Below are 14517 nucleotides of genomic sequence, written 5' to 3'. Positions count from 1 at the left end.
AGAAAAGTTATAATTTGACACTATGCCGGTGTAAGTGAATACAGGTAATAAAGCCTGCTGTAACTTGAAAGATGGCAGGCAGGTACTCCTGCGGTCTTGCTCTAATCATGCTGCCTTCTGTATTCCCTATCCTGCTTCCGTTTAACGAGGTAAAACAACCATTTGAATATCATATCTGGTGACATCATAATCACCATCTGATACAGCAAGACCAAAGCTGTAAGGATAACTGCTAATTTGTTATTGCTTGATTAACCATTTAGTGCCCTGATATTTCGATATTCCACTAAAAAGTGTCACAATAGCCCCATATTACTCCTGAGGCGTTATAAGACAGGTTTTTTTATAGTTCAAGAATTATTCTTTAAGACACTGAAAACACATGATACAGACACCCTCTTTTCATCGTTCACTTTTACATCCCCGCCACTGGCTGACTTGGCTGGGTATCGGAATACTTTATTTATTGGTCTTACTTCCCTATCCAGCGATTTACTGGATCGGAACCCGTCTTGGCCGGCTCTCACAGCGCTTTTTAAAAAAGCGGGCTAAAATCGCTGAGCGTAATCTGCTTCTCTGTTTCCCCGATATGTCACAGGAAGAACGAGATAAGTGGCTGGTCAAAAATTTTGAATCCGTGGGCATGGGATTACTTGAAACTGGTATGGCATGGTTCTGGCCTGATTGGAGAGTAAAGCGCTGGTTCAAAGTGACAGGACGGGAAAATATCCAGAAAGCACAGACCACAGGCCAGGGGATCATTATTATTGGGCTCCACTTCCTGACACTGGAATTGGGTGCTCGCATTTTCGGTATACTGAATCCGGGTGTCGGTGTTTATCGACCAAATGATAATCCGGTTCTGGATTGGCTACAAACTTGGGGGCGCTTACGCTCCAACAAATATATGCTGGACAGAAAAGATCTCAAGGGAATGATCCGCTGTCTGAAAAATGGTGAAATTGTCTGGTACGCACCGGATCATGATTATGGCCCACGTAAAAGTGTATTTGCGCCATTATTCGCGGTTGAACATGCGGCAACAACAACCGGGACTTCAATTCTGGTTCGATTATCGAATCCGGTTCTACTTCCTTTTACTCCGCGTCGACTACCAGATGGAAAAGGTTATGAGCTGATTATTCAACCGGCTGTAGAAAACTTCCCTGAAAAAGATGAAACAAAGGCCGCCGCATTTATGAATAAGATCATCGAGCAGGAGATCATGCAGGCACCAGAACAATATATGTGGTTACATCGCCGTTTTAAAACACGTCCCGAAGGTATGCCATCTTTATATGGTGATAATAGCGATAATATTCACTAGATACTCAGCCCCTTTCAGGTTACGCCTTTCTTGGCTATAAAGTCTCTGAAAACCAATAAATATCAATTATCATAACTTAAAAAATCAGGCTCTCACTCCAAAAGTGACAGCCTGATTTCCAAAAAATATTAAGTTACAAAGTTAAATGAGTGGCTCAAGGAACCCTCTAATAAGCCCCTCCACAAGCATCCACGATCTCCATATTGGAATAGCCATTTCCCCATTTTTGTTCCAACTTTTGTCTGGTTTCCCGGTAGCATTTGCGTTGGGTGGCTCGATTCCTGTCATTCATAGTTGCCCAGTCTTTGTCATTATGAGGAAATTTCAGTTTTTGATTATCCCAATCATAAGAAAACCCAAGATGTGCTTTTGAATCATCTTTTCGGACATATTTATATTTATCCGCTTCTTCTTCCCGTTTCTCAACCAGCGCGTTGTCTCGTGCCAGCTTATCAACCTGCCAGTTGTTAGTACCCAATCCTTCTCTTTTTTTCAGGTATTCTTCTGGCGTTTTGTTATCAGCAGGTATATTACTTTTATAGCTAAAATCATGCGCGAACGCCTGAGAACAGCCAATTATCATAATAAAAAGCAGGCCGATAATCCTTTTAAACAGCATAAATATCCTAGTGTGATTATAACTAAAAATCATTATTTAATAGTCATTCTCCGCTGAGATCAACTACCAGTTATAGGTAGTTAGTAGTCCAAAAACAAATACCCCTTTACAATCAAAAGCAATTTCAACATGCTAGCTGAGATTTTTTTATGTAAAGTGAGTTTCTGATGTCTTCATACCCTATTTATCATGTCGATGCTTTCACAGAAAAAAACTTTTCCGGCAATCCTGCTGCTGTTGTCTTACTGGATGAATGGCTGTCAGATGAGGTACTTATCGCTATCGCTGCTGAAATCAATCTTTCAGAAACAGCTTTTTTAGTCGGTGACCACCTGCGCTGGTTTACTCCCAGAGTAGAAGTGAATTTATGTGGGCATGCCACATTGGCAACAGCTTTTGTCCTCGTTGAAAAATGTTCATACCAAAATAAATTAATTACATTTAAGACCCGTTCCGGTGATCTACATGTGACTCATCAGGATGGTGTTTTTACATTAGATTTCCCCGCCGCTGATTGCCAGGAAGAGGCGACTCTGCTCCCTGTCATTCAGGATGCTCTAGGGCAAAAAATCAAAGCAGTATTTGCCTCCCATGATCGTTATATCTGTGTATTGGATTCTGCTGAGCAAGTCCGCCATACTCAGCCTGATTTCGATAAAGTTGCTTCCCTTCCTTTTCCTGGTCTGGCCATTACTGCTCCCGGCGATTCATCCGTTGACTTTGTTTCACGCCATTTCGCTCCGGCAAAAGGCGTTAATGAAGATCCTGTCACGGGTTCAACTCATTGTGTTTTAGCACCTTTCTGGGGTAAACGGCTTAATAAGTCCATCCTCCGCGCACGCCAGTTATCTGCACGGGGTGGTGATATATTGTGTGAAGTACAAGGAAAACGTGTTTATCTGACAGGAAAAGCTAAACTATTTTCTTACGGTCAAATCGTGCTTTAAATCAATTATCACTTTGCTTCTAAGCGTAAAAATTAAAAAAAGCAATAAGGAAAGGTATGACTCAGTTATATATGTTTTATCTTGGTGGAAATGCCGGAAAATCCAATATCGAAGTTCATGATGTCCAATTTGTTGCTGTAAATAAGGTTGAAGAAGCCTACCCCGTGTTACGCGATGTGTGGTTTGGTGATAAAGATAAACTTCATCTGGATGGCTATATGCCTGTTAAATGGGCAGATGGCTATGATATTTCTCTCAATAAAAATGAATACGCAGGGGATTTACGACTTTATTTTGTAAACGTAGGTGGCTATCAAAAAAATTCACTGGCAGAAGCCCATGAATATGGATTTTTTGTTGGCCGTACAGATGAAGAAGCAAAAGAAAAAGCAAAAAAATGTTTGCTTACTGGCTATGATCAATTACATAAAGATAATCTGAAAGATGTTGATGACTGCCTGCTTTTGGGACAAGTGAGTGGCTACTATATTCATCTGACTGAAAACCCTAACGGGCTGCCTGATAAACCAGAATGGCAAGGGTATCGCCCAATCGGGATCTAATAAAAAAGAGTCAGCAGCTTCATACCTTGCTGACTCTGCTAACTTCAAACCAGCAGTAAGTTAAAATAATGGGCGCAGATTATTTACTAATAAATCTGAATTTATATCCTTGACAGATTTCGCTCCCGTCAGCGTCATAGCAACCCGCATTTCTTTATCAATCAATTCTAATAAGTTAGAAACTCCCGCTTCCCCCGCTGCTGCCAGAGCATACGCAAAGGCTCTCCCCAATAAAACACTATCAGCACCCAATGTAAGCATTCTTACGACATCTAACCCTGTGCGAATACCTGAGTCAGCCAGAATTGTAATGTCATTTTTAACAGCATCTGCAATAGCCGGTAAAGCTCTGGCACTAGAGAGAACACCATCCAGTTGTCGCCCACCATGATTGGAAACGACGATACCGTCAGCACCAAAACGGACAGCGTCTTTAGCATCTTCAGGATCAAGGATACCTTTAATAATCATCGGCCCTTGCCAAAAATCGCGTATCCACTCTAAATCTTTCCATGATATAGACGGATCAAAATTGCTCCCTATCCAACCCATATAATCTTCCAGTTTGGTCGGCGTACCACGGTATAGGGATATATTGCCAAGATCATGAGGCTTCCCCATCACACCAACATCCCACGCCCAACGCGGATGAGTTATTGCCTGTAGAAAACGCCGTATCGCTGCATTCGGGCCGCTCATTCCTGAATGAGCATCGCGATAGCGAGCACCGGGAACAGGCATATCAGCAGTAAATACCAGATTTTTAACACCGGCTTCCTTTGCCCTTTCCAGAACATTGCGCATAAAACCACGATCTTTTAATACATAAAGCTGAAACCATATCGGGCGCTCGATTGCTGAAGCCACTTCTTCAATCGGGCATACAGATACCGTAGATAAGGTAAATGGAATACCTTTTTTAGTCGCGGCTCGGGCGGCCTGTACTTCTCCACGGCGAGCATACATACCACTTAAACCTACCGGAGCCAATGCCACGGGCATTGATATCTTCTCACCAAATAGACACGTTTCCAGATTCAGTTCAGACATGTCTTTCAGCACGCGCTGGCGTAGCTCAATATGAGATAAATCTTCGGTGTTACGTCTCAGAGTGTGTTCTGCATAGGCTCCGCCATCAATATAATGAAACAGGAAAGGGGGTAGCTTATCCTGTGCCGCAGCCCGGTAATCAGTTGAAGCGGAAATAATCATGACCTTCACCTCTGCCCAAAATAAAATTGACGGCAATAATATTGTTTTGACTGATCATATTGCCCATGACCAGCACATCAGGCAACGTAATGCGAAACATAAAAATAGATAAACTTGTTCCACAAAACATCTTTTTTATCTGATGGCTGATGATAGTTTAGGCAAAATAACAGAAGTAAAGTGAGCTGATACTGTTCAACCGGATACCATTGTTTTCAGGGCATCATAAACAGGCAACAAACGGATAAAACCTTCCCTGTCGAGAAAGTGCCCTGCATTCTCAATATTAATAATTTCAGTTTGTAATGAATTAGCAAGAGCATGAGATGATTCGGGAGAGACAATCTCATCATTAGACGAAATGATAGAAACACGGTGTGCTGTTACTTCACGTAAAAATACATAATTCAATGGCTGAACAGTGAAGCTATCTAATTCCGGCATGGTGCTCTGCGCAGAGTCCCACCCTGCAACCAAAATATATCCACCGACTTTATCGGTCGTGTCTTTGATTGCTTCTAAGTGACGAAGTAAAGTCACACACCCAAGACTATGACCAATAAAGATTGTATTATCATCCACATTGGGTGCAATCTCCATTAGCTTTCTGGCCCACCCTTCCGGTGTAGGTGATAACGATTCAGGCATTTCCGGTACAATTACTTCTGCACCTTGTTCAGTCAGCACTTCTTTTAACCAGGGAAACCAATTTGATGAAGGTGAAGCAGTATAACCGTGGATAATGATAACTTTTTTACCAGAAAACATAGCCAGCTCCTTTATTATTGATGGTGTCATTGATTCTATACACAATGAATTTCAAGATGCATCGCGGCGGCAAGGGAAAGCCCCCCCAGAAGCATAGATAACTATGTGACTGGGGTGAACGAGCGCAGCCAACAAAGAGGCAACTTGAAAGACGAAGTGTATATCCTAATGAACAAGAGTGTCGGTCATATTCTGTATTCACTCACCCTCGATTTTTAATTTTTCGCGCACAACCATTAAAGAAAAACCTAGTAAGTTCAGACCATTCCATGCTAAGGGATTATAAATATCAGGATTATCTTCTGCCATTCCTACGCCCCAAATCCTATCTACAGGGCTGGCTTCTACTAATACCTTATCTCCCGTCCGCAATAAAAACGCCTCCATTGCCGGATTTTGAGAAAATTTAGCTATATTTCCATCAATAACAATCTTTAACCGATGCTCGTTCCAAATTGATTGGTTAAAGCCTCTCACTTCCCGACCATAAGATTTCGCGGCTCCCGGATTTTTTGCATTAATAATCTTTTCCATTGTAGCAAAATCATTAAATAACCGGGCTTTCCCAGCCATCATATAATGTTCTGCACTAATATAACTGACTCCATCTACGATAAATTGCGCAGGATACCACTGGCTTAAACATGATTTAGTGATGAGTTCAGTATGATGCTTTTTATGCCCCCAGAAAAAGAGATATTCAATATCCTCTTTTGACTGATAAAGCTTACATAGCGTTTTAATATCCATATTATTTCTCTGTAGTAAATATTCGCCATGTCACTTCAGCACAACCCACTGAAGTGACAAAATCATTTTATGATCAGGTCACACAAAATCTAAATGCGTTAAAAGTAAATTTCACATTCCGATACGCCAGATTTATAAACACTTCAATACTATTGGTTAAAATCGGCAATTAGGGATCCTAAAATTAGTGCAGTTAGAATCGATCTTGATGATTGTCCCATATTTTTCGGCAAACCAATATCAAACGAATCTCTGATGAAAGTAACCTGCTAGCTGTTAAAAAAATTCGGTGGAGAAATACTGCCCTTGGCCTGACAGGATGTAATGTATGAAAAAGAAAATCTTCTTGTTAGATACGCTTCCAGGAACGCTATTCGAAAAGGAAATAAATGGCTATCTCTCTCCTGATATTGAATTAGTTATTAACATTCCTGACGATATTCAGAGAAATAGTCAGAACCACAACTATCGCTTTGAACGAGTGAATATTAATACGCAAAACGCACAACAAATACTTTCAGTAGCTAAACGTTTTGGTGGATTTCATGCTATAAAATTGAGAAAAAATATTCCTCTCAGAAGGAATTTATTGTGCAACTTAGTTGGAAAAGAGCTTATTACCCCATTACAGGTGATTGGCCAAGCGGGAGTTGGGCTAAATCACATCGATATTCAGGCGGCAGAATCACTTAAAATAGAGGTAATTAACACTCCTGCTTCAAATGCAACTGCTGTTGCTGAATTCACCTTATTACAAATGTTGGCTCTATTACATCAAACAGATTGGCATCAACGACAAATGCGCGAAGGTATTTGGACGAAAACTATGCGACCATCTTCAAACTCATTGAGTGATGTCAAAATAGGGTTGGTTGGCAGTGGCGCAATTTCTCAAGCCCTATTACATCTGTTAAAACCTTTTGCTCCTCAAGTGACAATCCTAGGCAGCCATCGATTCACTGATAAAAAAGCAGAAGCTCTGGGTGTTCGTCGAGCCTACAATATTAAATCTTTACTTATTGATAACGATATAATTTCTTTACATCTTCCGCTAAATACTGAGACGCATCATCTGATTAATAGAGCCATCCTTCCTCATTTTCGAAAAGGAGCCTACTTGCTTAATATGGCGCGTGGTGGTTTGATCGATGAAAAGGCTCTCGCGTCATTCATGCAACAAAATCCAGGTTGGATCTCCGGTGTTGCTCTGGATACTTTCGAAAATGAAGGAGAGAGCTTTTCTACGCCAATGAGAGATTTTGATGAGGCTCTGCTGACACCTCATATCGCGGGCTCAACTTCCTCAGCCATATTAAACTCAGCACTAAAGGTTCAACAGGCCATTCTGTCCTATCTGGGATTGAAGTAGTATAAGGTCTCAGATACCTCATAAGCCTGCTATTCTGATTAACGTGTATTGTTATTTCATCTTTTGAGGGGCTTTATGCTATTACAAATCATAATGGCTGCACTCGGGCCTATTGTTTTAGGTTTAGCAGTAGGTTGGCTGTCCGGTAAATATGGATTGATAAAACGTGAATATTCACAAGCATTTGCCGACTTTGTTGTTAAAATTGCCTTACCTTTTGCTTTATTTCTCGCAGCCGCAAAAGCACCACCATCAGTACTACTGAATATTAACTACTTATTAACGTTAGCTGTCGGGTTGATTGCATCTTATATTATCGGTTTCTTTGCAGGTAAGATTCTCTTCCGTCATGATAAAAAAGATGCAGCCATGCAGGCATTATCCGTTTCTTTCCCGGACATGGCTTACTGTGGGCCACCGGTACTATTGGCAACCGTCGGTTCATCCGGCCTGATTGCCATGATACTTGGGAATTTAATCTATACCATTATTATTATTCCTTTCACTTTACTGATGATAAGTGACAGGCAACAAAATAGTAGTGTTTTTAAATCGGTTGGAAAAGCCATTGCTCAACCATTAGTGTTTTTGCCCATTCTGGGAGCACTACTGGCAATTTTTGGCGTCAAGCTACCGGAAATTTTGCAAAACTCCGTCGATGAATTAGGTAAAACAGCGGGTGGTGTTGCTCTGTTCTTCCTTGGCTTGTTACTCTCAGGCATTAAATTAAAGATCAGTGTTGAAATCGTTTTTAACGTCTTCGTAAAAAACTTTGTACAGGCAGCTTTAGTCCTTGGTACAGGTATCGCATTAGGTCTTCAAAGCGATATGTTGAAATCGGCATTTATTATCGGGTTTTTGCCAACCGCAACGGCAGTCCCTGCACTGGCAATCACTAATAAAGCTTACACAGATACCTCCGCAGAAACTGTGTTACTCAGTACTCTTGCTGCCCTTATCTCTATTATCGGTGGTATTACCATCGTCGAAATGTTGTAACTCAACTTTACAGATCATTGATATTAATAAATTATTTGATGTTTTAGCGAAATGTTTTTCAAATCGCTCTACCAGCTAAAAAGCGCAGATTCGTTGATAGTGTAATATTCGAACATGTTTTCCCTCAGCATTGCTGAGGGATGACTCAGGAAATGAACAGACGGGAGTAATTAGTTATCCCACTGAGGAGCAAGACCTTCCGGGTTAACGATACGTTCGTTACATTCAAGAGCAGCGATAGCGGCCATATCATCTGCATCAAGTTTCAATGCAGTAGATTTTAAGTTGCTCGCTAAATTCTCTTTCTTGGTTGAAGAAGGGATCACGCTATACCCTAATGACATTGCCCAAGACAAAATGACCTGTGCAGGAGTAGACTGGTGTTTTTCAGCAATGTGCCCGATAACTTCATCATGAATCGCTTTGCCATAAGCTAAGGTCATGTAAGAAGTGATATGAATACCATGCTCTTGTGCCCAAGCAGTTACATCACGATTTTGCAAATAAGGGGAAAGCTCAATCTGATTCGTGGCAATATGTTCAGCACCTACCGCCTCAATTGCCTGTTGCATCAAATCAATGGTGAAATTTGAAACACCAATTTCACGTGTTAATCCCATTTCTTTGGCTTCCAGCAACGCATTCATTGTTTCTGCAACACTCACCACGTTCTTTGGTGACGGCCAATGAATGAGTGCCAAATCCACATAATTCGTACGCAGTTTCACAAGACTCTCTTTGAGGCTTGATATCACTTTTTCTTTGCTCAAATTTTCTGTCCAGATCTTTGTCGTAATATAAATGTCTTCACGGGCAATACCACTTTCTTCTATCGCTTGGCCTACCGCTGCTTCATTTTCGTAAATCTGCGCAGTATCAATCGCGCGATACCCCAGCTCAAGAGCATTTTTTACCGATGCTATGACAACATCATCTTTCAGGCGAAAAGTACCTAATCCGAATGCAGGAACAGACATAATAAAATCTCATACCGTTAATGTTTAATCCGAGGTTTATTATCATGAGATCGTTTACTCTGAAAAAGAGCAATAAATGCAGAAGTCTTTTGCGTTTACTGCAACAATACTGGAATCACCGTCAAGTTTTGGCAGGATTATTTACTGCTTAACTTTCTTCCTATCACAAATACCGCCGCCAGCCCAATCAGATCAATGGTAACTAGCGTTCCTGCAAATACCATTTCACCTCTGAATGCAAAAAATGTCGCAATAATTAAGATAAACATCGCAATGGAAAACCCCATCCACTGCCCTCTTCTCTCTTTTTTTATCATGCCATCCAGCGCCAACCTATTATTGTCATACTGAAATTTCTGCTCTTTCTCTCTGAATAATAATATTCTTTCAGTGCTTCCAGACAATATGGATTCATAATCCCTTAATACATCGGGAGGAGGCAGAGGCCCAATGCAGCCCGAATATGCCTCATTTTCCAAATTCTTTTTATTATTCAAAATTTCCTGATAATCATTTGCGGGCATAATATCAAAAATACTCCCCATTGCTCTGAGATAACAACGAATGTGATAAGCCATATTTTCTCCGAAAGAATATACACAAAATAGATGAGAATAAAATCAACTAACTAATTAACAAGAATCAATAATTAATACTGCTGAAATTCATTCTTTTCCTGATTCAGATGGTTTCTGGCTCGGAAATGGCCGACATTCTTCAGCTTTATAACTCCCATCTTCCTGACGGACTAAAAATATTTTTCGCCCGGCACGTAATGCCTTACTAATAGCGGTTTGATGTACTCCAATTAAATTCGCTGTTTTCGCCTGACCATTTTGTTTTACATATTCTGATAATGAAATTTTTTCCATATATGCCTCCTGTTTTTCTGAATAATATCCAAAGTATTAAATATTTCAATACTTTTAGTATTTACTATTTTAATAGCATTGGTATTAAAATAGGTTTTATGAAAAAGAAACTCACAGCAGAACAACTTGCAGATGCCAAACGCTTAAAAGACATATACGTGTCAAAGAAGAAACAGCTAGGTATCTCTCAGGAAAAATTCGCGGATGAACTTGGCAAGAGTCAGGGAGCAATCTCGCATTATCTTAATGGTACAAATGCGCTTAATTTGGAGATAGCGGCTTATTTTGCCAATAAATTAGAGGTCACAATCACAGATTTCAGCCCCACATTGGATAAACAAGCAAAGAAACTCTTAACTGCCGTTTATGGCAAGAATATTGTTCTGGTTGAGAAACCCGATACCTGCAAACAATACCCGTTACTCGACTGGGCAGATGCCGGCAATTGGTGTGAAGAACCCGTATTGCCCTACAGTATTAAACAGAGGTACGACAGCACTGTTGAGTGTTCACGCCATGCTTTTTGGCTGGAAGTAAAAAATGATTCTATGACTTCACCAAATGGGATCAGTATCCCGCAAGGGATGCTCATTTTAGTAGATCCGAAAGTCAAACCCCTCGCTAATAAATTAGTTATTGCAAAACTTGAGGGTGAAGAAAAATTAACGTTTAAACAATTAATTACGGAAGGATATGATACATATCTTAAGCCACTGAATCCTCAGTACAGTATGATACCTCTTAGTGATAATATTCATATTCTGGGTGTCGTAGTGGAAGCCAGAGTGGCGAAATTACCCTAAAGCAAAAATTTATTTATATACATGGGTTTCAGGATGTATCGCGGCGGCAAAGGAGTGACAAAAGCCGACCGCCGCGAAGTGTATCATTTAATAAAACAAGGTAAGTCCTATAATAAATATCAAGCCGGAGAAAAGAAGCGCGGTGATGCAGTAACCCATAATGTCACGCACACCCAGGCCTGCAATAGCCAGTGCCGGTAATGCCCAGAATGGTTGCGCCATGTTCATCCATTGTTCACCATATGCAATAGCCATAACCGATTTACCTAAATCAGCCCCCAAAGCTTCTGCCGCAGACATCACAAACGGTCCCTGAATAACCCAGTGACCTCCACCAGACGGCACAGCAAAGTTAATCAGTGCAGAACTTAAAAACGCCATCATCGGGAATGTATCTTTGTTGGCAACGTTGATAAAAAACTCAGTGATAAGCCTACCCAACCCTGAACCTTCCATCATTAACTGAATACCGGCATAAAAAGGAAACTGCACCAGAATACCCGCAGTGCTTTTCGCCGCTGCACTTATCGCTCGCATATACGCCATCGGGGTTTTATGTAGTATAAAACAATTTTTAATATCACTAGGTATCAATCAGCATCAACCTTTCCAATAATAAGCACTACTTACAATTATATGAGTATCATTAAGTATCATCTCGTTTATTGACATCTCACGCAAAACAGGACAACTTACAGGATAACAAATTGTAAGGAGTCCTATCATGCCATTAACAGATGCAAAGGCAAGAAATGCCAAACCTAGAAACAAGCCATATAACCTAACTGATGGCAGGGGTCTGTACTTAGAAGTAAGACCAAGCGGTAACAAATTCTGGAGGTACAGGTACTGGATTACACCAACCAAGGATGGTAGATATACGATAGGTGAGTATCCTTACATTAGTTTATCAGAGGCTAGGTCTGAAATAGACAGGCTTAGATCGATTGTTAAGTCAGGGGTAAACCCAACTGACGAGAGGAATAACAGAAGACAGGAGGTGGAGTCAGATAAGCTAAATACATTCAAAGCAATATCGAGTGAATGGTTTGAAAATAAAAAAGAAATACTTAGTAAGTCAACCATTAATGCGTATAAGTGTTTTTTATCAAAACACTGCTACCCATCGATAGGTGACAAGCAAATAAAAACAATAAAACCAATCGACATTCTAAACATGATAAAGGCTATTGAAAAAAGTGGAGCGCCTCAATCAGCAATAAAGGTAAGAGCACTTTGCTCATCTGTTTTCAAGTACGCAATATCAAACTTAAAAGCAGAATTTGATCCGTGTCAGGTTGTTTCTGGCTCAATAATTCCACCCAAGACAAATCACTCAAGATGCCTATCAAGAGATGAAATAAAAAGATATTTTTCCTTGATTGAGTCATCCAATATAAACAGAGTTACAAGGGTATTCCTGAAATTACTTCCATTCCTTTTTGTTAGGCAATCAGAACTAAGGCTATCAAAAGTAACCGAGTTTAATTTTGAATTAATGATATGGACTATAGATAAAAGCAGAATGAAGATGGGTAAAACTCACTCAGTTCCACTTTCCCCATATGTTGGTAAATTAATAAAAGAAGCAGAATCTTACAGTCAATCAAATGAATTTTTATTTAGTATTAATGGTAAAAAACCAATTGGAAGAGACTTACCAAACGAGTCGATAGTTAATTCTGGATTTAAATTAAGCGAGATAACCACTCATGATTTCCGCGCTACGGCATCAACTATGCTTTACGAGATGGGATTCAGGAGTGAGATTATAGAAAAGCAGCTAGCGCACTCACAGAGAAATAGAGTGGCAGCCGCATATAATCACGCTGAGTACATGGAGGAAAGAATTGAAATGATGCGGGTATGGGAAAATACATTGCTTGACATTATAAATTCATAGTTCATTTCTTTTTTTTACTGGCTCACCTGTAAGTCCACAGTAAAGAGAGTTGATGTAATCAGTTATATCACTCTCCTTCCACCTTGACGATCTGCCGTCCTTTAATGGCTTGGGTATTTTCCCCTGCTTAATTTTTCTATATAACGTAGCTTTACTTATTGACATCACTTCACATACTTGTTTGTAGTTTAAAATCTTATCCATCGTTCCTCTCCTTCCGAATAATCCGCACATAATAAGCCAGCACTGATTTAGCGCTGAATCTCATGTGGTTGAGTGGTTTAAATTTGGGTGTATGTTTATCTAGAATTGCGGCAACTGATTTGTCGTCGTATTTGGATAGTTTCTCAAGCTCTTTAAGGCAATCCCTTGCCACCTTCCTCCTTGCGTTCTCGAATTCGTTAGTCATAGATACGACACGTTATATTCCCTTTTTTTGTTTCCTTAATAATTCCTTTTCTGCCACTAAAAATAATGATGGACGAACCTCCTTTTACTCCATCAGCAAGGTAGTAATTAATCATATTCCTTGCTAAATCGATGTCTTTTTTATTTTGGATATCTAAAATTATTTTCAAGCTACTTTCCTCAATAGTTCACTACCGATATTAATTAAATAATCTCGGTCGACGGTGGTTATTGTTTTCGGTGATTAGTTACTTGTTTGGGTGTGGGTATAGGCTTACTGCAAATACGCTTTTGTTGTCACCTATATCATGAATGCTTTTATAAACCTCACCATCAGCTAAATTATATATAGCCATAGGTTTCATATTTTCATATTCAGCGAGTTTTTCTACTGCTTCGCAAAGTCTGATTATATTTTTAGGCGATATGATTAAATCAAGCTTATTAACTTCTCTGAAATATCTTTCCCCAACTCCATCATCAATTGATTTCGTGTATTCACTTTCTGCTGATAATACCGCTTCACTGCGTTTTTTCATTTCCCGCGCCAACTCAATCACATCATTGTTCATTATTATCACCTATATATTTAATTTTACTTGTCAATAGCTCAGCTTCTTGCTGTTTAAGCTTGTCCATAAATTCATCGCTGAACTCGATATAATAATCTTCTTCACGTTGCAAATATTGTTCGTTATAGATATAGGCTTCTTCCTGACAGCCGGGACAATATTTACTGCCACGTTTATTAGTTCCGCAATTTACACAATAATTACTCATTTAAACCTCCTGCATATACTCTCTGCTTTCTTACACATATCAGTATCAAACCAGCCGAAGTGACAGGTGTTGAAACTGATGTCCAGTTGACGCGCTAACCATTGATACGCTTCCGTGCGCTCTAAATTACGACTCCTGACGACATCATCAAAATAACGATGTGCTGATACTCTGGCCTGACGAGTTTTCTTATCTGCCAGTGACCCCATCGGAATATCGG

19 protein-coding genes and 1 pseudogene are annotated in these 14517 nt (G+C 40.0%); 7 read left to right on the top strand and 13 right to left on the bottom strand.

Features of this window, described 5'->3' with window-relative positions:
* Positions 1-382 precede the first annotated feature (382 nt).
* The gene (locus Xsto_RS17000) at positions 383-1327 is read left to right on the top strand and encodes a Kdo(2)-lipid IV(A) acyltransferase (RefSeq protein WP_099108327.1); all 945 of its coding nucleotides are present in this window, start codon (positions 383-385) and stop codon (positions 1325-1327) included.
* Between the two features lie 166 nt (positions 1328-1493).
* Here the strand turns inward: Xsto_RS17000 and Xsto_RS16995 are convergent, their stop codons facing one another.
* On the bottom strand, positions 1494-1946 hold the full coding sequence (locus Xsto_RS16995; protein ID WP_099125837.1) for a hypothetical protein: 453 nt from the start codon (positions 1944-1946) through the stop codon (positions 1494-1496).
* Positions 1947-2113: 167 nt separating this feature from the next.
* Here Xsto_RS16995 and Xsto_RS16990 point away from each other — a divergent pair, with 167 nt between their 5' ends.
* On the top strand, positions 2114-2893 hold the full coding sequence (locus Xsto_RS16990; protein WP_099125836.1) for a PhzF family phenazine biosynthesis protein: 780 nt from the start codon (positions 2114-2116) through the stop codon (positions 2891-2893).
* A gap of 56 nt (positions 2894-2949) precedes the next feature.
* On the top strand, positions 2950-3456 hold the full coding sequence (locus Xsto_RS16985) for a DUF1543 domain-containing protein (RefSeq protein WP_099125835.1): 507 nt from the start codon (positions 2950-2952) through the stop codon (positions 3454-3456).
* Between the two features lie 60 nt (positions 3457-3516).
* Here Xsto_RS16985 and lldD read toward each other — a convergent pair whose 3' ends face one another.
* From lldD to Xsto_RS16970, 3 genes are all read right to left on the bottom strand, one after another.
* Positions 3517-4668, bottom strand: coding sequence for an FMN-dependent L-lactate dehydrogenase LldD (gene lldD / locus Xsto_RS16980; RefSeq protein WP_099125834.1), 1152 nt, complete (start codon positions 4666-4668; stop codon positions 3517-3519).
* A gap of 195 nt (positions 4669-4863) precedes the next feature.
* A complete protein-coding gene (locus tag Xsto_RS16975) occupies positions 4864-5436 on the bottom strand; it encodes an RBBP9/YdeN family alpha/beta hydrolase (protein WP_099125833.1) in 573 nt (190 codons plus the stop codon).
* A 198-nt stretch (positions 5437-5634) separates the two neighbouring features.
* Positions 5635-6186, bottom strand: coding sequence for a riboflavin biosynthesis intermediates N-glycosidase (locus tag Xsto_RS16970; protein WP_099125832.1), 552 nt, complete (start codon positions 6184-6186; stop codon positions 5635-5637).
* A gap of 328 nt (positions 6187-6514) precedes the next feature.
* Here Xsto_RS16970 and Xsto_RS16965 point away from each other — a divergent pair, with 328 nt between their 5' ends.
* Positions 6515-7555, top strand: a complete 1041-nt coding sequence (locus tag Xsto_RS16965; RefSeq protein ID WP_099125831.1) for an NAD(P)-dependent oxidoreductase — start codon at positions 6515-6517, stop codon at positions 7553-7555.
* A 75-nt stretch (positions 7556-7630) separates the two neighbouring features.
* Positions 7631-8554 (top strand): AEC family transporter, encoded by a 924-nt coding sequence (locus Xsto_RS16960; protein WP_099108335.1) that lies wholly within the window; start codon positions 7631-7633, stop codon positions 8552-8554.
* Between the two features lie 170 nt (positions 8555-8724).
* On the opposite strand, the gene dkgB is transcribed toward Xsto_RS16960, so the two are convergent.
* From dkgB to Xsto_RS16945, 3 genes are all read right to left on the bottom strand, one after another.
* Positions 8725-9531: a 2,5-didehydrogluconate reductase DkgB gene (gene dkgB / locus Xsto_RS16955; RefSeq protein WP_099108336.1), complete on the bottom strand. Its 807-nt coding sequence runs from the start codon at positions 9529-9531 to the stop codon at positions 8725-8727.
* A 137-nt stretch (positions 9532-9668) separates the two neighbouring features.
* Positions 9669-10028, bottom strand: a complete 360-nt coding sequence (locus tag Xsto_RS16950) for a DUF2335 domain-containing protein (RefSeq protein ID WP_244590433.1) — start codon at positions 10026-10028, stop codon at positions 9669-9671.
* A 168-nt stretch (positions 10029-10196) separates the two neighbouring features.
* Entirely contained in the window at positions 10197-10403 is a 207-nt protein-coding gene (locus Xsto_RS16945; RefSeq protein WP_099108338.1) for a Cro/CI family transcriptional regulator, read from the bottom strand.
* A 98-nt stretch (positions 10404-10501) separates the two neighbouring features.
* Between Xsto_RS16945 and Xsto_RS16940 the strand changes: the two genes are divergently transcribed.
* Positions 10502-11206, top strand: a complete 705-nt coding sequence (locus Xsto_RS16940) for a LexA family protein (RefSeq protein ID WP_099108467.1) — start codon at positions 10502-10504, stop codon at positions 11204-11206.
* An 87-nt stretch (positions 11207-11293) separates the two neighbouring features.
* On the opposite strand, the pseudogene Xsto_RS16935 reads toward Xsto_RS16940, so the two are convergent.
* Positions 11294-11770 (bottom strand): annotated as a pseudogene (locus tag Xsto_RS16935) (TIGR00366 family protein); the annotation flags it as partial.
* Between the two features lie 160 nt (positions 11771-11930).
* Between Xsto_RS16935 and Xsto_RS16930 the strand changes: the two are divergent.
* Positions 11931-13109, top strand: coding sequence for a tyrosine-type recombinase/integrase (locus tag Xsto_RS16930; RefSeq protein ID WP_099125830.1), 1179 nt, complete (start codon positions 11931-11933; stop codon positions 13107-13109).
* Here Xsto_RS16930 and Xsto_RS16925 read toward each other — a convergent pair.
* The 5 genes from Xsto_RS16925 to Xsto_RS16905 all read right to left on the bottom strand — a co-directional run.
* Positions 13104-13313: a helix-turn-helix transcriptional regulator gene (locus tag Xsto_RS16925; protein WP_099125829.1), complete on the bottom strand. Its 210-nt coding sequence runs from the start codon at positions 13311-13313 to the stop codon at positions 13104-13106. The genes Xsto_RS16930 and Xsto_RS16925 overlap by 6 nt on opposite strands.
* Before the next feature lie 197 nt (positions 13314-13510).
* Positions 13511-13687 carry a hypothetical protein gene (locus tag Xsto_RS21615; RefSeq protein ID WP_169926667.1) on the bottom strand — a complete coding sequence of 59 codons (177 nt, stop codon included), beginning with the start codon at positions 13685-13687 and terminating at the stop codon, positions 13511-13513.
* Between the two features lie 78 nt (positions 13688-13765).
* Positions 13766-14089 (bottom strand): hypothetical protein, encoded by a 324-nt coding sequence (locus Xsto_RS16915; protein WP_099125827.1) that lies wholly within the window; start codon positions 14087-14089, stop codon positions 13766-13768.
* Complete coding sequence (locus tag Xsto_RS16910; protein ID WP_099125826.1) at positions 14079-14297, bottom strand: hypothetical protein; 219 nt, start codon at positions 14295-14297, stop codon at positions 14079-14081. Before Xsto_RS16910 ends, Xsto_RS16915 begins: the two co-directional genes overlap by 11 nt.
* A partial coding sequence (locus Xsto_RS16905; protein ID WP_244590432.1) for a zinc-finger-containing protein occupies positions 14294-14517 on the bottom strand: 224 nt, incomplete at its 5' end. The genes Xsto_RS16905 and Xsto_RS16910, both read right to left, overlap by 4 nt.

Source organism: Xenorhabdus stockiae (genome assembly GCF_002632825.1).
Taxonomy (GTDB): Bacteria; Pseudomonadota; Gammaproteobacteria; order Enterobacterales; family Enterobacteriaceae; genus Xenorhabdus; species Xenorhabdus stockiae.
This window is presented reverse-complemented; position numbering and strand designations above follow the sequence as displayed.